Here is a 23,240-nt window from a genome sequence, read left to right on the forward strand (position 1 = left end):
AAACAGGAAACCTGCCAGAAGAATGGTTTGAGATATTTTCTTAATTGGTAGCACCTCCATCGTTCGATATGCTTTCATTCGCAGGGAGGCGTATATAATATCTCTGGCAGTTGTGTCAAAATGAATGTGAAAAAAATTTGAAAAATTATTTTTTTCTCCAGAGAACGGCAAGCACACATGCCAAAGCAAATGTAATCAGGCCGACGATCATGCCAAGTGGTGTTCCGGTTTGTGTAGGCTGCGGAGGCAGAGCTTCTTCTATTGTTGGATGAGTCGTGGATTGTATGGCCAAAGGCATGTCAAGTGTGGCGAGTTGTACCACAAGTCTGCCGGTAGATTCATCCTTTTTCCAGAATGTAGCGTACGGAGGATAAATATTCAAAGGACTAAGATGCTTGGAAAACGTCACCGGTTTGGTTTCCTTCGTTCTCAGATTGATGAGATAATATTCTCCGAAATAATTTCCATTCGCATCACCCTTTACCGGCACCTGATTATACAGAAGTGTTTCTCCCCAGATGCAGTCAATCGACTGAACATATCCGTCCGGACGCTCAATGTCATAGGTTTCCTTGGAGCTGATGGTGTAAACATGAATGTACCGGTCTGTTGAAACAGGGCGGTCCCGCCCATCATCAGCATAAACCACATAATCTCCGGACACGCCAAAATGATATGAATCCGGTTGATTTGCGATAGGAAGACGTTCCCATTCGCCTGTTCTCAGATCAAATAGTGTGAGAGTTCGTTCAAGTACTCCCTCACGCAGTACTTCACTTCGTATCATGGCAAGATGTACTCCATCAGTCGCAAAACGACTCAAATGACAGTTTTGCGGAATTGCAATCTCAACAGGGGCAGGATCACCAGGTGTGTACTGATAGTAGTGAGTGGTGTACTCCAGATACTCAAAACCATCGGGGGCAGTAACTTTCTTTCCATAGGAACCATCTATCCAGTACACCGTTCCGCTTTCCATGATCGCCCATTCAGAAGGAATTTCTCCGGGAATTTTTTCCAGTATTCCTCGTTCGATATCATACAGATACAATGAGCCGAGCCATCGATATCCTTCAATGGGCTTACCGGTTTTTTGGGCATCATTGGGTTTTCTTTCCGCGATAAGGACGTAGTTCCCGTCTGTTGCCACATTGTTAAAGAAATAACCTTCCTGAAACTCGTAGATCGTCTGTGGCTCTCCAACAATAGTAATTGGAACAGCTGCGGCAGACGCGGTACAGATGATCGTTATCAGGAGAACGAGGGGAAGAAAAACAATTTTTACCATGCGGCTGTTTTTGCTGCAAGACATATTTATGTTCTCTCGCAGTTCCGTCAAAAGGTCAGCACAAAAAAAATTCAAAAAAATATTTCAAAAAAAGAAAGGGAAAATTATCAGATCATTTTTCTAATCAGATATTTTTCCGCATGTTTGGTATGCGGGCAAGATTTTCACGTGTACTATCATCCATATCCAGATACAACTCAGGATTGACGATCTGCATATACTCAGCCTCGGAGATATTCAGCTTCTCAACAGCATCCTGAATCGCGAACCGCTCCGGTCCCTGCGGATCATTGAGTGTCAGACCGATTCCGCGACCGCCCTCCGTAACATTCAGAGGTACCAGTTCCCACACATGGGAAAACGTCGAAAGCTTCTCTTTGTGTTCCGGCGCAATCATCGAATACACATCCGGCCAGACTTTTTCCAGAAACTCAGCAGACGTCATGGCTGTTCCGCTCAGTTCCTCAATAAGAGCAAACCGTTTTTTACCGGTCAGATCATCTACAAGTCTGGCAGCAAGGCGATCACGTTCCTCCTCGGAAACAACAACCGGTTGAGAGATTGTGGTCTCTTTTGGACGGTGCATATTCGGCATGTGGGCAAGCTGTTCACGATTTGCCTCGCTCATATCTGCATACAACTCTGGCCATACAATCTGCATATAGACAGCTTCAGAGATGTCAAGATCTGAGACGGCATCCATCAGAGCATATCTCTCCACAGCCTGCGGATCCTCAAGCGTCATGTCAAGACCATGACCACCTTCGGTTTTCTTAATTTCTTTGTACTCCCAGACGTGAGGAATGGAAGAGAGAATATCTTTGTTTTCAGGCGTGATCTGGGAGTACACGTCCGGCCAGTACGTAGCAAGGTACTCTGCCGAACTCATCGGCTGGTTGGCGGGTTCCTCAGAAGCACTCATCGGAACTGCTGCAAATGCAAGCAGCAGAATTACGACGACAACTCCGAGAATACCTGCAATTTTATAGGATTGTTTCATGATAATTCACCTGTTCTATCAGGAATATTCCTGACATACAGCAAACTGGGCATTACAGGATATAAGAAAACTCTCTCAGATCTATCAAAATATCAGAAAATTGCAGAGGATAGGATAAAACAGATCATGAAAAGAGTTGGGGAGAACCAAAAAAATTTGTGAAGGACCAAAACAACGGGTACTGTCATCTGTTTTTCAGTTCATGTGGTGTTACAAAATAAAATACGACATATCAGCATATAAACCCCGGACCGCGCGTACTGAAAGTGCTCAATATTCATGCTCGAACCAAAAAAACATAACAGAAATAACACCCTCGAAAACGAAAAACTCCGATGTCCAAAATATTTTGATCATCAGTCACAAATTCCTGCGAAAAGAGTAGAAGAGGCAGGGACTCATGAAGGACCAAAACCAAGGGTACTGTCAGAGGGCCACTGTCTCGAGGGGTGTTACAAAATACAATACGACATATCAGCATATAAACCCCGGACCGCGCGTACTGAAAGTGCCCCACGAATTTTCGAACGAAATACGACTCTCCCAAAAAGGCAGAGCCAGAAAACAGAATAGCTGTCTGAAAGGATCGAAAGGCATGCCAAAAAACCCTCATATATTCGAATTTTCAGGTTTTTGAGGACTATTACAACACAAACCCTCATTTTCAGAAGGATGGATTACTCCATGGCACTATATAAAGTGGCTTAAAAGGCGTTTATAGAGGTCAGAGATGAGACAAGTATCCGAGCAGAATAAAAAGATGAAAATTTTAACAAATTTAGAGAGATCTTACCATCTCAATACCCCCACATGGCGGAGATAGAGAGTTGACGCGATAGTGTATCTTTAATGCCCGAAAACTGAAAAATTTTACCTGATATTCACGCATAATTTATTAGGTAATTAACGGAAATAACTTATCTGAGTAACTATGGATATTGTGATTCTCGCCTGTTTTTTAATTATAAACCTCGGTCTTGCGGCATTGTCCGGTTATTACCTTGGGAAGACGAAGCTGTTGGATATTGAAGGAGGCAAACTGACCGGCTGGGCCCGCAACCTCTGCGGAATTGTGATTTTTGGGGCAATCTCAATTATTGGAACTCTGTCTGCAATCGATGTGAACGGCACAGTTCTGAATAACCGGGACAGCGGGCCGGTTTCCGGCGGTCTCTACTTCGGACCGGTAATCGGTATCGGGGCTGCAGCACTGAGTGCACTTTTCCGCGTAACGCAAGGGGGCGTTACGATGATCCCCTGCAGTCTTGGAACATTCTTCGCAGGATGCATTGCCGCAGCTGCAGGATACTACTTCCGCGAACGTCCGTCCATCTGGCTCGCCGCAGTTATCGGAGTAATCGTTGTTCTGGTACACTCGATTCTCGTGATCTTCCTTACCGAGGGAGGGATTGAAACAGGATGGCACATCGTCATGCAGACGCCGGCCGCCGCAGGATACGGAATCACGGTAATTATTTCGATCATTCTGTTCTCGTGGACTTTCCGTATCGCGAGAGAGAAAACAGAATAATTTTTTCTTTTTTCGATCTCGTTTCAAAGATTGATCTGCTCCGCCCACGGAAAAACGGAGCACACTGAATATCTTTGAAAAACATCACGGAACAGACGTGAACAGCACGGAACTCACATTCAACGTGATATTTCCGTGGTGTTCACGTCTGCTCCGTGATGTTTTTTTCCGTGAAATTTTCTGTGCGTTCCGTTTTTCCGTGGGCGGAGCGATCAAAGCCAAAGTCACCCACACCTTATACCATTCAAACACAAAGAGATCATAACGAATGTCCTTTCGCTACAACGTCAATGACAAAGTCCCCGCAAAAGAGATGGCAACGTCCGGCCTCATGTGGACGATCTGTTCCGCGGCATTTGTCATCATCTTTGCAAACGTTGTAGCAGGACTTTATCAGGCAAGCCCTGCGGAAACCGTCTGGTACGCCCAGAAACTTTTAGTGATCACCGGAGCTGCGGTAATTTTGCAGGTGATGTTCGGTCACAAACTTCCGGTGGTGTTCGGGCCGTCCGCAATTCTTCTGACCGCCGCAGTTGCCGCGACCGACTTTGCACCCGCGGCATTTTCAACAGCCCTTGTTCTCTGCGGTGTTCTCGGTATTGTGATTGCGCAGACAGGACTGCTTGGCATGCTTGCAAAACTGTTCACACCCAGAGTAATCGGGACAGTGCTGACGCTGATTCCTCTCACGCTCGTGCCGACATTTGTGAGTCTTATCGCAAATCCAAGTCAGCCAGGGAGCCTGACCGGAAAAGTCATCTTCGCATTTGTTCTGCTGATTGTAATCTTTGCAGCAAATCATCGGCTGAGAGGATTCTGGCGGGCGACGCTGATGCTGTGGATGCTGATTTTTGGAACGGTTGCGGCTCTCGTCTGTTTCCCGGGAACGATGCTTTCGTTTGGAACACAAGGAGTTGTTCCCCTGACCGAGGGGCTGCTGCTTTCGCCGCTTGTTGCTCCGGGCGTTATCATCTCGGTATTCATCTGTTATGTGGCGTTGATTGTGAATGATGTGGGAAGTATCCGCGGCGTTGCGGCGGTGGCGAAGTCGCCGGTAACGGAAATCAAGGGTCAGCTCCGCCGCGGAATTACGATCACCGGCATTGCAAATATTTTGTCGGGCGGGGCAGAAGTAATCGGCGGAGTAAACTACTCCATCTCGACAGGAATGATTCAGGATACGAAGAATGCGAGCCGGTATCCTCTGCTGATCGCAGGAGTCGTGATGATCATCTGCGCCGCAATTCCGCAGGTGATTGCGTTGATTTCTTCGATTCCAACAGTTGTCACCGGCTGTCTTCTGATCTTTATTATGACGAGCCAGCTGTCTGCGGCTCTGGGTATTCTGATCGATCGTACAGAGTCAACGCCGTTCACGTTCGACAACGGGGTCGTGATAGGATTTGCGATAATTATTGCGGCGACGTTTTCGTTTCTGCCTGAAGCAGCGGTTGCGGCAATTCCTGCGGTCATCCGGCCCGTGCTTGCAAACGGATTTGTCGCGGGAACTATCGCGGTGATGGTGCTTGAGCATGTGGTGTTTCGAGAGAGGAAGGGGCGGTAAAAAATACACCAGCGTGGAAAAAATATTTTCAGATAGGAGTTACGCGGTGTGGTTCTGTGATATGTGGTTTTGCTTGAAATAACCACGGAGTGTACAGAGCACACAGAATTTCACGGAAAAAAATATGGCTATGTCACGGTAAAGCGGGCGTAGTAATAGGATTCATTCCAGATAAACGGGTAGCCACCGTATCTGTTGTATGGCTGCAATGCCTCCAGTTCAGGTTCAAAGACACGAACCGAACTGCCTTCATCCGTCAGATTACAGAGGAAAATCTCATACAACACCGGAATTTCCAAGAGTTCTTCTTCATGAAATGCGTGAGCATTGGGATACAAAGAATACTCTTTCTCAGAAACTGGGACAAGACGTAACCAGTGCTCTTCTTGCGCTCCAAGAATCTGACGTCCATAGCCGAGATTGTGCCGAAGAAGGTACTCAGCAAATGTCACCTGAGGCTGGGTCTCAAGATATCTGTCATAATCGATTGAATACCGTAGGGGAAGATAGTCGGCAAATGATCCTTCCGGCGTCTGGTTGAGATACTCAAGATATTCCTGATGTTCTTTCAGACGTTGCTCGCTGTACATCTGACGCTGTTTCTCCTCATCTTGGCTCGTCATAAAATATTTGTTAAAATTTTCCAGCGAATCATTCTGGCGGTACAGTGTATAATACTCAGGGATTGCCTCAGGTGTTTCGTAAAACGAGGAAACCGGTTCCAACACCTCCGGCTGATCTTCAGGCTGAATGCATCCGGAAATCAGAACGACACCAATTATCAGAACGACCGCCCAGAGTAGTTTACGCATAGCTGTTTACTATTTTGTTCGCGATCTACGAATTATTTTGCGTTATGAAAAATTTGATATCAGGAGATACGTGGTGTGATGTGGTAAAAAAGATCTTAGTTCTTTTTTTCAATAGAACTTACGCGGTATGAAATAGTATAAGGAAAAAGGGATTTTCTGTCCTTGGTTTTGTTTGAGGTAACCACGGAACACACTGAACACACGGAATTCCACAATGAAACTCATCACCGCGTAACTCCGAATTGAAAAAATATTGAAAAAAATTCACTCAATAAAATTCGTCATAAGATGTTCCTCGTACACAGGCCCCGGAACGCCCGCCTTCCTCCCAGCCTCAATACATCGAAGAAGCCACGCCATATTTTCCGCAAGCGTTCGCATCGTCTGAAGACCCTCCGCATCCTTTCGCACATCCTCAGGCGTAAACCCGTGAACCTGATTCCAGTACTGCGAAGAAACAATCGGCATATTACTGATCGTAAAATACTTGTTCAGCCGATCAAACGCAGCAGACGCACCGCCTCTGCGGCAGGACACAACCGATGCACCAAGTTTTCCTGCCATTTTGCCGCTGGTTGAAAAAAACAACCGGTCCAAAAACGCAGTCAGCTGGCCCGAAGGACCCGCATAATACACAGGTGATCCAAAAACAATCGCATCAAACTCATCAAGGCGGGCCGCAACCTCATTCACCTGATCCTTAAAGGCGCACTTCCCCATCTCCCGACACTTCATACAGGCAATACAACCCGCAATCGGTTTCTTCCCAAGATACAAAATCTCAGTATCGACATCATGACGATTCAGACTTGACGCAACCTCAGACAACGCCGTAAACGTACAGCCCTCCTTATTCGGACTTCCGTTGATCAACAGAACCTTCATACAACCGACCTCCCGAGCGCCTCAGCCTCAAGAAGAACAGGCTTGCCGGAAATATCCCCGACCTCCATCACGCCTCCCGCAAGAATCATTCCTACATCTTTCCATCCAAGATTTTCCGCAAGAGTCTGATAATAACTCACTACCGGAGCAAAATTTTTCTCAGAATCCTCCTCGGCAGGCATCAGAAGAATACACTCCTTTCCACTCGAGCTTTGAAGATCGCTCTCCATCACCGCAAACAAGCGATCAACACATGCCTTCAACTGCGCAGTAAAACTCCAGAAGTACATCGGGCATGCAAACACCACAACCTCCGCCTCCTGAAAGACCGGATAAATCTCATCCATCGCATCCTTCTGAACGCACGGACTTTTTGGATCCTTTCCGCCGGACAGACATCCAAGACACGGATGAATATCCATCTTCTCCAGATCAAACCGCGTAACAGAATTTCCGGAAGCGACCGCTCCCTTCACAAACGAATCAATCAGCACCGCAGTATTGCCTTTCGGTCGCGGGCTGCCGTTGAGAATCAGAATTTTTTTGCTCATACCAAAACACCTGAGAATTATAAATAAAAGATAAAAAATTTCACCGCACTCAGAACTGACGCTGTAAAAACTCAAACGCCGACAGAACTTCTGCGTACTCCTTTCTTCTGTACGGATTTACTGATGGATCATACTTATCGCGGAGATCACGAAACGCTTTTGCTGTCGTCGAAAAATCCGAGCCTGCCGGAACACCAAGGATTGCATATGCCCGTTCCGTCGTCATCTCATCAGCCATAGTATAACCTCCGCAGTAAAAGAAGAAAAATGTTCGGGAAGGATTTCAAAGATCCTTCATCAGAAGATACCAGGTCTTCTTGTCAGGACTCGAAATCTTCTCGCGTTCCTCCATCTCGGCCTGAGTCCTTGGCGCAGGAACAATAACCTTGTCTCCCGGCTGCCAGTTTGCAGGCGTTGCCACATGATACTTCTCATTCACCTGCAGTGCATCAATCACCCGCAGAATCTCAGGCACATACCGGCCGGTCGTCAGCGGGTAATAGATCATCGCACGAAGAACGCCATGTGGATCAATGAAGAACACCGCACGGCACGCGGCGGTTGTGCTCATTGCCGGCTGGATCATGCCGTAGAGTGAGGCAACTCTCGTATCCAGATCAGCAATGACCGGGAAGGGAACGGCAACTCCGAGCTTTTCCTTGATGTCTTTTATCCAGGCGAGATGCGAAGAGGCGCTGTCAATCGAAAGACCGATTAATGCAACGTTTCTCTTCTCAAACTCTGGGTAGACTTTGGAAAATGCCGCAAACTCGGTCGTGCAGACAGGAGTGAAGTCTGCCGGATGGGAAAACAGCACGACCCATTTCTTGTCTTTGTAGTCGGAGAGTTTGATCTGGCCGTGCGTAGTTTCCGCGACAAACTCCGGAGCCGGTTCACCGAGACGGGGCATCTCGTGGTAGTAGTCAACGCAGTCGCACTCGTTGTCAAATGAGTCGCATGTACAAGTCTGGTCGTCGCACATTTTTTTGTTTCACCTGATCTGTCTTTTGCATCTGTAAGAGAATAAGGGTTCAGTTGTCGGCAAAAAATCAGGTTTGATTTGGAAAAACTTTATTCGGATTTTGTGTCTTTATCTGATGGGTCGTCCATGAAAATCCGAAATACATGGAGTAACCACGGAATGCACTGAGCACACAGAGCTTCACGGAAAAAGAAAATGCACGGAGAACGCCTGCGGCGCCGGAATGCACGGAAAGATCTCCAAGACAATTTATTCTCTTTTACTCTCTCAAAATATGAATGTGACACCACGAAAAGATTTAGTCGATTTTTTCTGGGAAAAGTAAGAGGGTAAGTGGTGAGCGTGGATTTGCGGTTTCCTTTTCTCATCATGCCCACTCACCACTTACCCGCTTACTTTTCCAGAAAAAAACGGACTAAATTTTTTTGTGAGAGTACACTCTCAAAATATGAAAAATATATTCCGTGCATTCCGGCGCCGCAGGCGTTCTCCGTGCATTCAGTGAAGCTCCGTGTGGTCTGTGCATTCCGTGGTTACTCCAAGCAAAGCCTAAGAGCACATAAATAGCATGTTGACAAACTAAGTAAGTTGCAGTAAGTTCGCGTATTTGTGCCCGAAAGCCCGGTGTGGGGCTGAAGGAAAATACCACTGCCGGGGGAATATTTTGTGTTAGATTGGAACTTAATTGGTATCGGAGCGGCATTCATAATTTATTTTGCCGTAATGATCTACATCGGGTTCTTCTATTTTAAGAAGACCAAAACCACAAGTGACTACGTTCTCGGAGGCCGTAAGCTGCACCCGTTTGTTGCGGCAATGTCTGCCGAAGCATCAGATATGAGCGGATGGCTCCTGCTTGGTCTGCCGGGTCTTGCCTATGCAACCGGCATGTCTGCGGCAGGCTGGACTGCAATCGGTCTTGCAATCGGTACCTACCTGAACTGGAAGTTCATTGCAAAACGCCTGAGAATCTATACCCACAAGGCAAAGGATTCTCTGACCATTCCTGAGTTCATCACGAACCGTTTCAATGAGAAGAGAGGATTCATCACTGCAATTGCATCAGTTTTCATTCTGATCTTCTTCATCGTCTACACCTCTGCCCAGTTCAAGGCAGGAGGAGTTCTGTTCAGCTCCCTGATGACGATCTACGGCGTTGACTTAAGCGCAATCGGTATCACGGATGTTTCCACACTCTATGTCGCAGGCGTTCTTGTCTGTGCACTGATTGTGGTCTGTTATACCTTCACCGGAGGATTCCGTGCAGTGTGTATCACCGATACCATTCAGGGTCTTCTGATGCTGTTCGCTCTGATTCTTGTGCCGGTCATTGCCTGCATTGTTCTCTTCGGCGACGGCATTACGTTTGCAAGCGCAGGAATTGATCCTGAGATGTTCTCGCTGTTCCATCAGTATGATGCGGCAAGCGGTGTGTTTGAGTTCGTGTCGGTGTTTACGATTGTATCAGGACTTGCATGGGGATTCGGTTACTTTGGCCAGCCCCACATTCTGCCAAGATTTATGGCAATCGAGAATCCCGAAGAGGTGCCAAAGGCACGTATGGCTGCAATGGTCTGGGTTATTCTGTCTTTGTCTGCGGCAATCTTTGTTGGTCTGATCGGTCAGCTGATGTTCCCGGATCCGGCAACTCTCGGCGGAAACCCTGAGGAGGTTTTCATCCAGATGACGGGATCGGTGTTTGGTGCTCTGCCGTTTATTGCAGGTATCATCTACTGTGGTATCCTCGGGGCAGTGATGAGTACTGCTTCGTCCCAGCTTCTTGTTGCATCCTCTTCGATCTCGCAGGATATCTACAAGAATCTGATCAATAAGTCTGCACCTGACAGAAGACTTCTGATGATCTCTCGTGTGACGGTGCTGGCAGTTTCTGCAATTGCAATCATCCTTGCCTTAAATCAGGCAAGCACGGTGTTCAATATTGTGGCAAATGCCTGGGCAGGTTTCGGCTGTACGTTTGGTACGGTAATTCTGCTTGGACTGTTCTGGAAGAGAATGAACTGGCAGGGGGCACTTGCTGGTATCATTGTCGGAGGAGTGGTGTCTCTTGGCTGGGGTACGTATCTCGCAGGCCCGACCGGTCTGTATGAGATGGTGCCCGGAGTTATCGCGAGTCTGATTGCAATTTATGTGGTCTCAAAGCTTACGGCAGAGCCGGAGAAGGAGATCACGGATTTGTACGATGAGTACGTTGCAGAGATTGGCGACCGAAGTACCTGAACGCGGATCAAACTCCGCATTTCTTTTTTTTTTGTTTACGTTTTGCTCCACCCACGGAAAAGCGGAGCGGAACATAAGTGAGCGAAACATAAGTAAGCAGAACGATAAAACGAGTATTTGTCCACAGTACTCATATACTGTGAAGGATCAATGACAGAAGTACACAAAGATGATGAGTATTGATTCTGCGGCAACGGGTGAGATGGCGAGAGTTGCCGCATGTATCCGGGAAAATCCCGGGATATCATCAGATGCAATAGCGCAAAAAACCGGCATCCCGCAGTTCTGGACAGATCATGCAGTCCGAAAACTGAAGAGACGATCACTCATTCTGGTAATCATGAGAGACGGGGTCTCTACCTACTGGGTGCGGCGGGAACCAAAATGTGCCGAGGAAAAAATTTTGCAGGAGATCATGGGCCGTGATGTTCTTCACCGGATATTTTCAGAAATTTTCGAGAGACCGGGAGCTTCAGCAGAAGAGATTGCAAAGCGGACCGGGCTGTCCGGAGTGCGGGTCGGCTGGCATCTCTCGAGGCTGGAGATGTTTGGTGCAGTTGTTGGAGAAGAGGTTTTGGGATTGAAAAAATATCGGACTGCGGATATGTTTAGAGAAGCGTACGAAATATATCAGTGAAAAAATATTTTTTCAGGAAAAAAATTCCATGAGAGCTGAGAGTGACTCATCGGTTGCGTCATCATCAAGCGTGATGAACATTTTTTCCGCGAACGAACTCACGTGACCTTCAGGAGTACACGTGAATCTGACGATGTGAGCGATCAGATCTTTTGGTTTTTTGTCGCGGTTCCATTCAAGAGAGATCTCTGCGTATGTGGTACTGTTGTCTGAGAGAATTTTTTCCGAGATGAAATTTCTGGTTGACCACACTCCTTCTTCGGTCCAGTTGGTAAAACCGGTCGCATGCTCTCGTAGGACCGGATGGGGAATTGGAGGATTCACGCCGTCGTACTCAAAGACCATGACGATGCTGAGGTTCGTCGATGGTCTGCCAAAGAAAGCTCCTTTGTCAGAGGAGGACTCTTCTTTTGATGCAGTACGCAGTTTTTCTCCATGAAGGGAGAAGAGATCATACACTGAACTTGTTTCTGCGGTGATGATTCCATCAGGCGAAAAGGTGATCTGTAAACGGCAGCCGTAGATGTCAATGCGGGTGCTGCCGTCGGGACCAGACAGATTCGGATACCGGGCCTGATATGCTGAAATAATTTCTTCGTGAAGAGCGGGAGCGGTTGTGTAGAGAGTGCGGCCCAGCTCTTCTCTGAGGAGAGTGAGATTTTTGGATGACGGAATCTCGGATGGATCGAAGACTGTTTTCAGCGGCAGTGCTGCGTGTTCATCATACAGGACATGATCGCTCTGATTGTACTGCGTTTCAATGACTGCGGCGGCTGCCGGAGACGCGGCAAGACAGAGTGAAAAAATCAAAAGAAGGCAGAGGCAAAAAGTTCTGGGCTGCATGTTTGAATAAACGTCAGCCGGATATTTATAGAGAGTGAGCAATTCTTCGGTTTGAAGAGTTGCTCAAATGATTAGGACTTACGCGGTATGAAATAGCATAAGAAAAAAGGGTTTCTCTGTCCTCGGTTTTATTTGGAGTGTACTCTCACAAAAAGATTTAGTCGATTTTTTCTGAAAAATGTAAGCGGGTTAGTGGTGAGTGGGGTTTCGCTTGAAAGAAAACCGCAAATCCACGCAAATCTCGCTCGCTGATGCTCGCTCCGCAAATCGCGTTTGCTATTTCGTCGCTCTCATCCCGCCGGGTTCCGGCGGGCTCGTTGCTATCGCAACCGCGACGGCAAACGCTGGACGGCGCCAGTCGGGCGCCGTCTATTGTTTATCGATAATATTCATGGTGTGGCACTGCGTGAAAAGTCGTTGCGTCGAAAACTTTCAGATCGTCCTCACGTCGGCGATCCATTCAACCCATGGCGGCGCCCGACTGGCGCCGTCCAGCATTTGCAGTCGCGTCACCGATTAGGTGCTCCACCCGCCCAATCTTGGGCGGGAAGGAGAGCGACGGTTCGCAAATGCGATTTGTGGAGCCCGAAGGGCGAGATTTGCGTGGATTTGCGGTTTCTTTTTCTCATCATGCCCACTCACCACTAACCCGCTTACATTTTTCAGAAAAAAAACGGACTAAATTTTTTCGTGTTATCACATAGCGAGACCACCTACAAAAAATCCCAAACGATGAAACTCATCACCGAGTAAGTCCTATTATAATCAAAATTCTCTCCATACCATGTATCTAATATTCAGTCAGACGTCCATAATCATTCCAGTCTCCGAACATCTTTCCTGCCGCAGACTGCTCAATCAGTTTTTTCACTCTTTTTTCAAACACAGCTCTGTCTTTCTTTTTGTCACGCTGTATGGAATCGATACGGACACGCTGATAGAGAGAAGGAAAACTTTTGAAATTATCCCATGCCGCCGGATTTTCTTTGAACGCCAGCATGATCTCATCATCTATGACAAAGCTCTTCTCCGACATATCCGGCAAAACCGCACGCCCTGCGTCCGTCACAAGCCCCAGTTTTTCTAATCTGCGGCAACGTTCCTTATTTAATTCCGACCACGGGCTCCTCGGTGCCCGGGGAGTGAACTTCTGCATATCCACGCCATCGATGTTTTTATGTGTTGTATCTATCCATCCAAAACAAAGGACTTCTTCCACTGAATCAAGATACCAGACAAAATCTTCAGGCGGTATTTTTCCTTTCTTTGCGATCATCCAGCATTCCGTTTCCTTGTCATGATTTTCTGCTAACCACTCCCGAAATGCCTCTCTTGTGGTGATGCCAAGAATATTTTTTGCCTCCATGGTAATCCGCCCTGTTCAGTAATTGTTCGACTGTTCTGCAAAGAAAGTATTTGGATTCATACTTGAGTCCTCCTTTGTTTTTGTCACGTCGCAGCACACAGCCGGATATTTATAGAGAGTGAGCAATTCTTCGGTTTGAAGAGTTGCCCATATGATACACATCAAAATCCTCTCCATGAATGAGGCTCATGATCTCCTTCCATGCATCCTTGAGTTCCTTAAGAGAGCCCGGTCTTTGGAAAGAGTTGGAGTTGGTATAGGGTAACTCGAGTGACGCGGGCGGAGTGTCGGTGTACTCAGTGGAAAAAGTTCCTTTTCCAAACGACCCGTCAGGCCTGAACTCAAGAGTCAGCCGGTTGCCGTAATGATAGATATATTTGGCATCTCCATAAGGAAGTTCAGGATAGCGGGCCTGATATGCCATCACAATTTCTGAGTGAAGCGAAAGATTTGACATATAGAGATCATACCCCAGTGCCTCGCGGGCCGCGGCGCGATCATAGGTCTGTGGAATGGAGGTTGGATCAAAGCTGTCTGCAAGTACCAGACCCCTTTCTCCATAGGAAAAACGATTTTCTGTATCAATGTCGATGACCACGACCTGAAGAGAGTCGTCACTCTCACTGTATCGGGAGACAGAGTATCCGTAGGAAAGTCCGTCATCAGAGACGGTATCATTTCCGTCAACAGTTTCTCCAGCGGCAAATCCTGTCACAAAAAAACTGAACAACAGAATGCAGAAGAGAGCAAATGCCCCACCGTGACGGTTCATACTACAAAGTAGGAGAAACCGGTATTTATAGAGTGTGAGCAGTTTCTCGGTTTACATTTTTTCCAGAGTTATCTCCAGATCCTGCAAATCGATCATCTGGCCGGAGCCGGACTTGGCAAGTCTGATGTTTTTGATATGATAGACATAACCTTTGGTGAAACTGAAGTTTTCGAGAGTGAGTGAATCATATCCTTCAGCCTCAATGCGAACAGTATGTACTCCCGGGCTGATGCCCGTGATGTGAATATCCGGATAGTACACACTGCCGAAGAAATGTTTTTTATCCACATACACCTCGGACTCGAGCGGAACTGCATTCACCACAAGTCCTGCCGAAGAGACTGATCTGTTCAGAACAGCAGCGATCTTAGCGTTCGATTCATCAGAGATGTTCACCTCCATGCAGTACTCATCATACCCTGCCTTCGCAACTTTCACCATATGGTTTCCAGTCGGAATGTTGGTCCATGGATGATGACCGTCAGCGTACCCGATAACCACATCATCAATAATGACATACGCGTCCGGCGGCACGGCTTTCACCAGAAGTGATCCGGTTTTTTCTGCAGGATACACAGGCGAGTGGAACACAACATCCGGATCATCACGCATATAGACGATATGCACCCGATGAAAAGATCCTACTCCCTCTTTGGTGGTTGGAATCTGTGACACATATTTTTCTGATTGAATGGGATGTATCTCGATGCGTTTTTCCTGCCAGGGAATGCTCGCTGAAACAGCGTTTCCATAACCGAGCCGAATATTAAACAATGTTGCAGGATCTTCGGTGAGCTGCCCCCAGTAGATTCCATAATATCTGCTTTGATTGGGAACACTGTTTTTCAGAATGCAGGTGTACGGGTCTCCGTAGATCAGAAAGGTGAGCTGAATGGTTTCCGGCGGATCCAAAAGATAAGGATTGTCAAAAAACATCAGCGTGAAATCCTGCACATTCGTCGGAGGAGAAAGCGGGCCATAGGTTTCATTGTATTTTTTCAGATATTGATCAGAGGTCAGATTCTCCTGCGGAAGAATGGTACTGTGTCCAAAAATTGCGAAAGGAACTTCTGAGTAATCTGTTTCGGTTGGCGTCCCGATACATCCGGATGATGCAAAAACGATCACAAGGAGCAAAACTATCATATAGCGATGTATGCGGATCATCTGAAGTCCTGTACTGATACCTGAGTTGTTCTGATATTTATAGTCCGTGAGCAGTTTTTCGGTTTTGTTCAAACCGAAAAACTGCTCACACCCTTAATATATTCAAAAAAACTATTCATTCCATATACCAGTTTCATGAAGCCCAGCAGAAGATACGATCTCTCACTCGCACTCAACATACTTCTCATAGCAGCTCTCTGCCTCCTCGCATTCACCGCTCTTGGCACAACGCCTGATCAGCTGCTGCGGGATCAGATGATGCGGGGAGAGTATCCAAAAGAAGACTACGAAGCATACCAGTCCTCACTCGATGCAGGGTTTTTCATGAGCTATGAAACCTATCTTCAGAAAAAATATCCTGTCAACTTTATCGACTGGAAGGAACAGGGACAAAAAATCAGCTTCCTCCATTTGCGCGAGGTGACAAAGGATGAGATTGACAAAAATCCTGAAGCGGTCATAAAAGATCTGACCGGAGACGAACTCGCCCTCTATCCTCTGCTTGACGACCTCTTCATCGCAGACACTCCCTTCTCCCTAAAACAGGCGTACCGGTACGAACTGGAAGCGGTTGAACCCTTCACCGCCAACAACACCTATGTACTCTGGCACAACAAAACCTACCGGCTGTGGGAACAGGAGGTGTAAAAACGGATTCAAAAACGCGCCTTCGAATTTCACTTCTACTTAATCTTCTTCTGCTCGCAGCAATATGCTGTCTTCTTCTCATCTCAATCACCGGAGAAAATTCTGGATCATATTCAGACGACGAGTACCGTGCCTACCAGAACTCGGTCTATTACGGACTTGACGCAACCTACCCCGAGTACCTCGCACAAAAGTATCCGGAAAAATATACCAACACAAAGCTCGGCATCTTTTATCTCGCAGACGTTCGGCCCATCACCTCAGACACGCTGAAGATCAGCGAGATGAAGACTGTGATCAAAATCACCGACGAAGACTTCCGCAGTCATCCTGCACTTGGAAAAATATTCATCGCAAACGCTCCCTTCACCACCGTACAGCTGAGTCAGGAAGAGTACAACAATCTGGCGATCTACTTTCAAGAAGGAGTTATCATCGAATGGAACGGTACCCTCTACCAGTCATTCGTCGTCTCAGGCATCATGCTCGGAGCGGCCGCAGTACTTGGAACAGGACTCTTTCTCTTCGCCTGCACCAGAAGAAAGATCTCAGATGACCCGGCGTCTCGTGTGATGCAGATTGCCGAGTACATCAAAACGCATCCCGGCTGCTCCATGAGTGACATCATCACCAACACCGGATTTTCCAGAGGTTCTGTTTCCTACAATCTTCACAGGCTTAGAGCCGCAGGACGGATACAAAAAATCACCCGTCACGGTGTCGTCCGCTACTACTCCTCGCATGCAGAGACGAACACTCTTGACGAGTACCTCTCAGACATTCTCAGAAAAGAAAAACCTTCACAGATTTTTGAAGCAGTGCGGAATCATCCCGGGATTACCCAGAAAGAGATAGCAAAAGCAACAAAACTGTCGGTCTCAACCGTACAATGGCATCTGACACGAATGGTTTTGGACGCTGTCATAGAACAGACGCGGGAGAAGAAGATGAACCATTATATGATACGACCTGAGTACCTCGATGTGCATAAAGAGATGCAAAACAGAACAACCAAACATAAATGACCAAAACAGGCACTCAGTCAAAGCCTGACCAGAACAACCGGCCGGGGAGTTAGGCTCTGACCAGAGTATTTGATAGATCCCAAAGCGAAAGTCGTGTGGAAAATCACCCGTAAAATCATCAACTGTCTTGACATTTTTGCGGTAATACCTGATGGAGAGATTTGTGCCAACAACAAGCATCACCAGCGGCAGAAGAAATTTTGAAACCTGCTTCAAACATTTCTCGGACGCGGGGGATACATAACTCCATCAAGTAGTACAATTTAGCAATCTCTCATTCTGAGAAGATAAATCTCTTGGACATAAATTAGGTTTGCCCGAATACCAGATTATTTGAGAAATTTTTGGAAAGCAGGGAACAAAAAATAAATCAGGGCAACTGCATGGAAATATCATAAAAAGCATTCATTCTACAACAAATTGAGAAAAAATATTCTGGCTTCGGAAAAAAATCCGCGCCAAAAAAATACGAACAAAACGTCAGTTTGCGTCAGCTACCCCCAATCATCTGACCGCGAACTGCTTTCCCCAAACACCACAGCATATGCTTTTATCATACCAAGAGAAAAGCATACAGTAGTATGATCAAGGTCGCAGTCAACGGATACGGAACCATCGGAAAACGTGTGGCTGATGCAGTAGCCGCACAGCCTGACATGGAGATCATCGGCGTCTCCAAAACCAAACCCGGTGCAGAAGCATTCGTCGCAAAAGAACGCGGGTACCCGCTCTATATCGCAGACATCACCAAAAAGGAAAGCTTCGAGAAAGCAGGCATTCAGGTTGCCGGCAGTGTCTCGGACATGATCCAGAAGGCTGACATCATCGTTGACGCAACTCCCGGAGGAGTTGGCGAAGGCAACAAAGCCCTGTACGAAAAATACGGCAAAAAAGCAATCTGGCAGGGCGGCGAGGACCACGAAGTCGCAGGATTTTCCTTCAACTCCTCCTGCAATTACGCAGAAGCGATCGGAAAACAGTTTGCCCGCGTGGTATCCTGCAACACCACCGGTTTATGCCGGATCATCAACCTGATCGACACAGCCTTTGGCGTCAAAAAAGTACGGGCCACCATGGTTCGCCGCGGAGGCGACCCGGGCGATGTCAAACGCGGGCCGATCGATGCAATTGTTCTCAATCCGGTGACCATTCCCTCCCATCACGGCCCTGATGTGCAGAGCATTCTGCCAAACATCAACATCGTCACCTCTGCAATGATTGTGCCGACAACCTTGATGCACATGCACTTCCTCAACATGGAGCTGAAGAATCCTGCAACCAAAGAGCAGGTCATCGAACTTATCAAAGCGCACTCAAGACTCGGTCTTATTGAGAAGAGCACTGGAATTATCAGCACCGCAGAACTCAAGGAGTATGCCTGCGACCTGCTTCGCCCGAGAGGCGATCTCTGGGAGAACGGCATCTTCAAAGACTCCATCTCGGTTCTCGAAGGAACGGATCTCTATCTGTTCCAGGCGATTCATCAGGAGGCAGACGTTGTTGTCGAAACTGTTGACTGCATCCGTGCGATGGCTGGCAGCGTGAAGACCGCATCCGAATCGATTGCGATCACCAACAAAGCGGTCGGCCTTACCGCCATCAGATAATTTTCTTTTTTTATGAACTTCGATGATCTGATCCCAAGCTCAGACAGGACGCATCATCTCTACGAAGGGATACCGATCTATGAACGAAGATTCAAAGATATCGGGCCGTTCAAATTTCCGGGACTCGCGGTTGCCTGCGATGCGGCAGGGGCATGTCACATAACATTCTCCGGAGAGCCTGCGTATGCTGAGCGATACGACTGGACCGGAGACTTTGCCGAAGGAGTTGCCGCAGTTAGGGACGCAAACGGCCGCTACTTTCACATCGATCAGAACGGAAAACCGATCGCTTACGACACGTATCTGTATGCGACGGATTTTGTCGCTGGTTCTGCGGTTGTGTATCATGAAACATTCGGGGCGACCCACATCACCACCGCAGGCGAGCTGCTTTACGGAGACTGGTACTTTGATGCCCGGCCTTTCAAAGAAGGAGTCGCCGAAGTTCGGGATGAAAACGGCTGGCTGATGATTGATCCGGCAGGAACAGTCCTTGGCCAGGCCAAAAAGCCTGTAGATATATTTCCCGTCCACGGAAACGTCCGCCGCGTTCTTTCGGAAAACCAGATCCCCAAAGTTTTGCAAACCTCAGACTGGGACGCGGCAGCAGTTCTGATGCGGCATGGAGAACGCCAGCCGTTCATCAAAGGAGAGCCCGGCTCAACAAAAGTTCTGACCGCACGTGGAAGAAGGCAGGCGCGGGAGTTTGGAGCTGCACTTCCTGATGTGCCTGTCTGCACATACGCAAGCCCGATGGTTCGATGCGTGCAGACCGGCAATGAAATTCTTGCAGGAGCAAAAGCATCCGGAACAACAGAAGAGAGTCTGATGCTTGGAACGCCGAGCGCGTATGTTGCAGACGATGAACTGGTCCGGGAGTTTTATGTGGTAAATCCGGTTAAGACGATGAGCCTCCGCTATGTCGCAGGCGAAACCCTGCCCGGGCATTATCCTGCGGATGTCGGTACCCGCCGGATGTTTGATTTTGTTTCAGACACGCTTGCCGACGGAGAAATTTCCGTCTGCGTCACGCATGATGCATGGATTGTTCCTTTCGTTTCCCTCCTAACCGGCTATGATTTTACGAATGACTGGCCCGACTTTCTGGACGGCTGCATTCTGATGCGGCGTGACGGGAAATATTTCCTGTGGTGGCGGGGAAGAGAGTATCCGATAGCTCGGTGAAATTTTTTTGAAAAAAATTATTTTTCTTTTTCGGGATTTTAGTATGTGGACTCACTTGGAGTAACCACGGATCACACAGAAATATCACGGAGCTTCACAGAAAAAATGCACGGAGAATACCTGCGGCGCCGGAATGCACGGAAAAATTTCCGAAAATTTTTTTATTTTTATTTTACGTTTACAAAATCAAAAAATGAAAAAAATATTCTTCCGTGCATTCCGGCGCCGCAGGTATTCTCCGTGCATTTTTTCAGTGAAGCTCCGTGTGCTCTGTGCATTCCGTGGTTACTCCGAGTGAGAGCAAAGCCCGAAAAATCTCAAACAATGAAACTCATCACCGCGTAACTCCTATTCAAAAAAAATTGAGAGAAAAAATTCATGCCGGAACCGCAGCCCCGGCAGGAGATCTTTTCAACACTTTCCTCGCGATCGCCTTTCCTGCCTCGCCCAGAAACAGAGCAATGACTGCTATCATAATAGCAACAAACCATGCCTGTTCGCCCAACGCCGCAGTGCCGAACAGACTCTGCATGAATCCGATCTCGGTGAGAATCACCGCCCAGGCAATCACCACCAGAAACATGATGAAGAGGGCACGGTTCGTCAGGAACTCACGGGTGAAGATGCTCGTGTCCGGGAACCGCAGGTTTGCCGTGAACGGAATATGGAGCAGGATAAACGTAATCATCGTCATCGCAATCGCCTGTTCGGGCGTTCCACCGGTAGCTTCAATCCAGATGTAGCCGGCGAGAGGTGCTGCCCCCCAGTAAATACCGACGAGAATCATCCTCACCGTAAACCACCCTGACATGATCCGCTCATTCTTCGGTCGCGGCTTCTTCGTCATAATGCCGGGCGATGCCGTATCATAACACAGCGCTATGCCGACAGGGACCGTAACAAAGTAGCTGATAAAAAGCGTCTGGACCGGCGCAAAAATTCCTGTGTAGGCGCCGACAAAAAGTGCGGCGAACAGGAACAGAAGAATGTAGGCCATCAGGTTCGCCATCTGGAACCTGATGAACTTCAGCATGTTGTCGTAGAGAACACGCCCCTGACGAACAGCTGTTACAATTGTGGCAAAGTTGTCGTCGGTCAGAATCATCTCGGCAGACTCCTTTGACACCTCGGTTCCGGTAATTCCCATCGCAACACCGATGTCTGCGGCCTTCAATGCCGGAGCATCGTTGACACCGTCTCCTGTCATCGCAACGATATCGCCTTTTTCCTTCAGAGTCTGCACAAGCCGTACTTTGTGTTCAGGCGCGACGCGGGCAACAACGCCGATATCATCGATCAAAGAGCGAAGCTGTTCATCCGACATCGCAGACATCTCAGCACCTGTGATCACTTTTCCGGAGATGCCAAGCTGATCGGCAATTGCTCCGGCAGTTGTTCCATGATCCCCAGTGATCATCCTGACCCGGATGCCGGCGGTCTTACAGGTGGTAATTGCCTCCTTCACCTCAGGACGCGGCGGATCAATAATGCCGACCATCGCAACGATCGTGAGATCTTTGATACTTTCAGGCGTAACTGAAGAAGAATCAAATGTGATCGGCTCAAAGTCGCGGTAGGCTATCATCATCACTCGCAGACCTTTTTTCGCAAGATCATCGTTTGCCGCAAGAATCGCGGACTCGGATCCGGCAAGGGGAGAGACGGTTTTGTTCGTATCAATATACGAAACACCGCGGGAGACGAGAACGTCAGGCGCACCTTTCACATAACATCGGACAATTTTTTTGCCGGAGTTCGGGTCGGTCATTGCATGAAACGTTGCCATGAACTTGTACTCGGAGTCAAAGGGAACTTCAGCAATTCGCGGGTACTCTGCCCGCGTCGCCGCAGTGTTGAGGCCTCCCTTCTCCGCAAGAATCACAAGAGCCCCTTCGGTTGGATCACCGACGAGCTTTCCGTCCGATACTGTCGCGTCAGAACAGAGAACCATCGGCAGAAGAATCGGGTCAAGTGAAGCGATCGGGGCGCCGCCAACATGCTGAATCTGACCGTTCGGATAGTATCCCTCTCCGGTAACCGTGAGAGTGCGGCCCGCGACAACAATTTCTCTTGCAGTCATCTGGTTCATCGTCAGGGTTCCTGTTTTGTCCGAACATATGGCAGAGGTTGAGCCGAGCGTCTCAACAGACGGGAGCCGCTTCACAATTGCTCCGCGTTTGGCGAGGTCCATCGTGCCGACCGAGAGCATCATCGTCATCACGACAGGAAGGCCGGTCGGTACTGCCGCGACCGCAAGCGCAATGCCGAGCGTGAAGAGATCATCAAACGACTCGCCGTGATAAAGGCCGATACTGATCAGAAGAATGAGGGCAATGGCTGCAATAATTGCAATCGCGATGCTGAGCTGATCGATCTTTTTTGTCAGTGGGGTCTTCTCTTCCTTGACCTCGCGAAGCATACCGGCAATTTTTCCGACCTCGGTATTCATGCCGGTGCCGGTCACGATCATTTTTCCTTTGCCGCGGGTCACGACCGTGTTCATGAATCCCATGTTGGCCTGATCACCAATCGGCATATCGCCTGTCGGAAGAACGGTTATCTCCTTTGGAACCGGCTGGCTCTCACCGGTCAGGGCCGACTCTTCGATCTCAAGGCTTGCAGAGTAAACAATTCTGCCGTCGGCAGGAACAATGTCGCCGCTTTCAAACTCCACCACGTCTCCCGGAACGAGCTCTTCGATTGGGAGCGTTATCAACTCGCCGTCACGAAGGCAGCGGGTGGTGGTCTTCATCATTTTTTTCAGCGCCGCAACACTGTCTGCGGCCTGGCGTTCGGAACGAATGCCAAGAATGGCGTTCAGCAGTGTTAAGGCAAACAAAAGTAATGCGGTGCTGAAGGTACCGACATACAGACTCAGGGCCGCAGCTGCAAGCAGAATTATCTGCATGTAGTCGCGGTACTGGCGAAGAAAAACCCTGATGAAACTTGGCTTCTCCTCATTTTGCAGTACATTGCCGCCAAATGTTTTCCTGCGCTCCTCTACCTCGGGGAACGAGAGACCCTGCTCAAGAGAAGTTGCAAGACGGCTCTCGGTATCCGAAACAGACAGGGAGTACCAGGATTGCCCGGAGGAAAGATCCTGTTTATCCATTGCACTATCCTGTTGTGAAAATTAGCG

20 protein-coding genes are annotated in these 23,240 nt (G+C 48.1%); 8 read left to right on the forward strand and 12 right to left on the reverse strand.

All coding sequences use genetic code 11. The features are described from left to right. Positions 1 to 145: 145 nt before the first annotated feature. Together McpCs1_RS02215 and McpCs1_RS02220 are read right to left on the reverse strand one after the other, a co-directional pair. Positions 146 to 1,288 carry a hypothetical protein gene (locus McpCs1_RS02215; RefSeq protein WP_338095625.1) on the reverse strand — a complete coding sequence of 381 codons (1,143 nt, stop codon included), beginning with the start codon at positions 1,286 to 1,288 and terminating at the stop codon, positions 146 to 148. A gap of 124 nt (positions 1,289 to 1,412) precedes the next feature. Further along, entirely contained in the window at positions 1,413 to 2,288 is an 876-nt protein-coding gene (locus McpCs1_RS02220; protein WP_338095626.1) for a hypothetical protein, read from the reverse strand. 931 nt (positions 2,289 to 3,219) lie between these two features. Here McpCs1_RS02220 and McpCs1_RS02225 point away from each other — a divergent pair. Both McpCs1_RS02225 and McpCs1_RS02230 read left to right on the forward strand, forming a co-directional pair. After that, complete coding sequence (locus tag McpCs1_RS02225) at positions 3,220 to 3,819, forward strand: LytS/YhcK type 5TM receptor domain-containing protein (protein WP_338095627.1); 600 nt, start codon at positions 3,220 to 3,222, stop codon at positions 3,817 to 3,819. Positions 3,820 to 4,087: 268 nt separating this feature from the next. Then, positions 4,088 to 5,383, forward strand: coding sequence for a solute carrier family 23 protein (locus McpCs1_RS02230; RefSeq protein WP_338095628.1), 1,296 nt, complete (start codon positions 4,088 to 4,090; stop codon positions 5,381 to 5,383). A 128-nt stretch (positions 5,384 to 5,511) separates the two neighbouring features. Here McpCs1_RS02230 and McpCs1_RS02235 read toward each other — a convergent pair whose 3' ends face one another. The 5 genes from McpCs1_RS02235 to McpCs1_RS02255 all read right to left on the reverse strand — a co-directional run bounded on the left by McpCs1_RS02235 (position 5,512) and on the right by McpCs1_RS02255 (position 8,613). Then, complete coding sequence (locus McpCs1_RS02235; protein ID WP_338095629.1) at positions 5,512 to 6,195, reverse strand: hypothetical protein; 684 nt, start codon at positions 6,193 to 6,195, stop codon at positions 5,512 to 5,514. Positions 6,196 to 6,459: 264 nt separating this feature from the next. After that, a complete protein-coding gene (locus McpCs1_RS02240; RefSeq protein WP_338095630.1) occupies positions 6,460 to 7,080 on the reverse strand; it encodes a flavodoxin family protein in 621 nt (206 codons plus the stop codon). Beyond that, entirely contained in the window at positions 7,077 to 7,631 is a 555-nt protein-coding gene (locus McpCs1_RS02245) for a flavodoxin family protein (protein ID WP_338095631.1), read from the reverse strand. The genes McpCs1_RS02240 and McpCs1_RS02245 overlap by 4 nt, the downstream gene beginning before the upstream one ends. A gap of 49 nt (positions 7,632 to 7,680) precedes the next feature. Continuing rightward, positions 7,681 to 7,869 carry a hypothetical protein gene (locus McpCs1_RS02250; RefSeq protein WP_338095632.1) on the reverse strand — a complete coding sequence of 63 codons (189 nt, stop codon included), beginning with the start codon at positions 7,867 to 7,869 and terminating at the stop codon, positions 7,681 to 7,683. A gap of 45 nt (positions 7,870 to 7,914) precedes the next feature. Continuing rightward, positions 7,915 to 8,613: a peroxiredoxin gene (locus McpCs1_RS02255; protein WP_476738684.1), complete on the reverse strand. Its 699-nt coding sequence runs from the start codon at positions 8,611 to 8,613 to the stop codon at positions 7,915 to 7,917. A gap of 666 nt (positions 8,614 to 9,279) precedes the next feature. Between McpCs1_RS02255 and putP the strand changes: the two genes are divergently transcribed. Further along, entirely contained in the window at positions 9,280 to 10,851 is a 1,572-nt protein-coding gene (putP, locus tag McpCs1_RS02260; protein WP_338095633.1) for a sodium/proline symporter PutP, read from the forward strand. A 169-nt stretch (positions 10,852 to 11,020) separates the two neighbouring features. Next, complete coding sequence (locus McpCs1_RS02265) at positions 11,021 to 11,488, forward strand: winged helix-turn-helix transcriptional regulator (RefSeq protein ID WP_338095634.1); 468 nt, start codon at positions 11,021 to 11,023, stop codon at positions 11,486 to 11,488. A 12-nt stretch (positions 11,489 to 11,500) separates the two neighbouring features. Here the strand turns inward: McpCs1_RS02265 and McpCs1_RS02270 are convergent, their stop codons facing one another. The 4 genes from McpCs1_RS02270 to McpCs1_RS02285 all read right to left on the reverse strand — a co-directional run bounded on the left by McpCs1_RS02270 (position 11,501) and on the right by McpCs1_RS02285 (position 15,636). Further along, entirely contained in the window at positions 11,501 to 12,331 is an 831-nt protein-coding gene (locus McpCs1_RS02270; protein WP_338095635.1) for a hypothetical protein, read from the reverse strand. 790 nt (positions 12,332 to 13,121) lie between these two features. Continuing rightward, positions 13,122 to 13,697: a YdeI/OmpD-associated family protein gene (locus tag McpCs1_RS02275; RefSeq protein ID WP_338095636.1), complete on the reverse strand. Its 576-nt coding sequence runs from the start codon at positions 13,695 to 13,697 to the stop codon at positions 13,122 to 13,124. Between the two features lie 109 nt (positions 13,698 to 13,806). Continuing rightward, complete coding sequence (locus McpCs1_RS02280; RefSeq protein ID WP_338095637.1) at positions 13,807 to 14,469, reverse strand: hypothetical protein; 663 nt, start codon at positions 14,467 to 14,469, stop codon at positions 13,807 to 13,809. Between the two features lie 51 nt (positions 14,470 to 14,520). Beyond that, positions 14,521 to 15,636 (reverse strand): PEGA domain-containing protein, encoded by a 1,116-nt coding sequence (locus McpCs1_RS02285; protein WP_338095638.1) that lies wholly within the window; start codon positions 15,634 to 15,636, stop codon positions 14,521 to 14,523. 135 nt (positions 15,637 to 15,771) lie between these two features. Between McpCs1_RS02285 and McpCs1_RS02290 the strand changes: the two genes are divergently transcribed. The 4 genes from McpCs1_RS02290 to McpCs1_RS02305 all read left to right on the forward strand — a co-directional run bounded on the left by McpCs1_RS02290 (position 15,772) and on the right by McpCs1_RS02305 (position 20,101). After that, on the forward strand, positions 15,772 to 16,284 hold the full coding sequence (locus McpCs1_RS02290) for a hypothetical protein (protein ID WP_338095639.1): 513 nt from the start codon (positions 15,772 to 15,774) through the stop codon (positions 16,282 to 16,284). Then, on the forward strand, positions 16,266 to 17,309 hold the full coding sequence (locus tag McpCs1_RS02295) for a winged helix-turn-helix transcriptional regulator (RefSeq protein WP_338095640.1): 1,044 nt from the start codon (positions 16,266 to 16,268) through the stop codon (positions 17,307 to 17,309). The genes McpCs1_RS02290 and McpCs1_RS02295 overlap by 19 nt, the downstream gene beginning before the upstream one ends. A gap of 581 nt (positions 17,310 to 17,890) precedes the next feature. After that, on the forward strand, positions 17,891 to 18,916 hold the full coding sequence (locus tag McpCs1_RS02300; RefSeq protein WP_338095641.1) for a type II glyceraldehyde-3-phosphate dehydrogenase: 1,026 nt from the start codon (positions 17,891 to 17,893) through the stop codon (positions 18,914 to 18,916). Between the two features lie 12 nt (positions 18,917 to 18,928). Then, a complete protein-coding gene (locus tag McpCs1_RS02305) occupies positions 18,929 to 20,101 on the forward strand; it encodes a histidine phosphatase family protein (protein ID WP_338095642.1) in 1,173 nt (390 codons plus the stop codon). 376 nt (positions 20,102 to 20,477) lie between these two features. On the opposite strand, the gene McpCs1_RS02310 is transcribed toward McpCs1_RS02305, so the two are convergent. Further along, entirely contained in the window at positions 20,478 to 23,213 is a 2,736-nt protein-coding gene (locus McpCs1_RS02310) for a cation-translocating P-type ATPase (protein WP_338095643.1), read from the reverse strand. Between the last annotated feature and the right edge of the window lie 27 nt (positions 23,214 to 23,240).

The sequence above is a fragment of the Methanorbis rubei genome (assembly GCF_032714495.1).
Lineage (GTDB): Archaea > Halobacteriota > Methanomicrobia > Methanomicrobiales > Methanocorpusculaceae > Methanocorpusculum > Methanocorpusculum rubei.

Coding starts and splice junctions, on each gene's coding strand:
- McpCs1_RS02215 (WP_338095625.1), bottom strand. CDS start 1,288: ATGGTAAAAATTGTTTTTCTTCCCCTCGTTCTCCTGATAACGATCATC.
- McpCs1_RS02220 (WP_338095626.1), bottom strand. CDS start 2,288: ATGAAACAATCCTATAAAATTGCAGGTATTCTCGGAGTTGTCGTCGTA.
- McpCs1_RS02225 (WP_338095627.1), top strand. CDS start 3,220: ATGGATATTGTGATTCTCGCCTGTTTTTTAATTATAAACCTCGGTCTT.
- McpCs1_RS02230 (WP_338095628.1), top strand. CDS start 4,088: ATGTCCTTTCGCTACAACGTCAATGACAAAGTCCCCGCAAAAGAGATG.
- McpCs1_RS02235 (WP_338095629.1), bottom strand. CDS start 6,195: ATGCGTAAACTACTCTGGGCGGTCGTTCTGATAATTGGTGTCGTTCTG.
- McpCs1_RS02240 (WP_338095630.1), bottom strand. CDS start 7,080: ATGAAGGTTCTGTTGATCAACGGAAGTCCGAATAAGGAGGGCTGTACG.
- McpCs1_RS02245 (WP_338095631.1), bottom strand. CDS start 7,631: ATGAGCAAAAAAATTCTGATTCTCAACGGCAGCCCGCGACCGAAAGGC.
- McpCs1_RS02250 (WP_338095632.1), bottom strand. CDS start 7,869: ATGGCTGATGAGATGACGACGGAACGGGCATATGCAATCCTTGGTGTT.
- McpCs1_RS02255 (WP_476738684.1), bottom strand. CDS start 8,613: ATGTGCGACGACCAGACTTGTACATGCGACTCATTTGACAACGAGTGC.
- McpCs1_RS02265 (WP_338095634.1), top strand. CDS start 11,021: ATGATGAGTATTGATTCTGCGGCAACGGGTGAGATGGCGAGAGTTGCC.
- McpCs1_RS02270 (WP_338095635.1), bottom strand. CDS start 12,331: ATGCAGCCCAGAACTTTTTGCCTCTGCCTTCTTTTGATTTTTTCACTC.
- McpCs1_RS02275 (WP_338095636.1), bottom strand. CDS start 13,697: ATGGAGGCAAAAAATATTCTTGGCATCACCACAAGAGAGGCATTTCGG.
- McpCs1_RS02280 (WP_338095637.1), bottom strand. CDS start 14,469: ATGAACCGTCACGGTGGGGCATTTGCTCTCTTCTGCATTCTGTTGTTC.
- McpCs1_RS02285 (WP_338095638.1), bottom strand. CDS start 15,636: ATGATCCGCATACATCGCTATATGATAGTTTTGCTCCTTGTGATCGTT.
- McpCs1_RS02290 (WP_338095639.1), top strand. CDS start 15,772: ATGAAGCCCAGCAGAAGATACGATCTCTCACTCGCACTCAACATACTT.
- McpCs1_RS02300 (WP_338095641.1), top strand. CDS start 17,891: ATGATCAAGGTCGCAGTCAACGGATACGGAACCATCGGAAAACGTGTG.
- McpCs1_RS02305 (WP_338095642.1), top strand. CDS start 18,929: ATGAACTTCGATGATCTGATCCCAAGCTCAGACAGGACGCATCATCTC.
- McpCs1_RS02310 (WP_338095643.1), bottom strand. CDS start 23,213: ATGGATAAACAGGATCTTTCCTCCGGGCAATCCTGGTACTCCCTGTCT.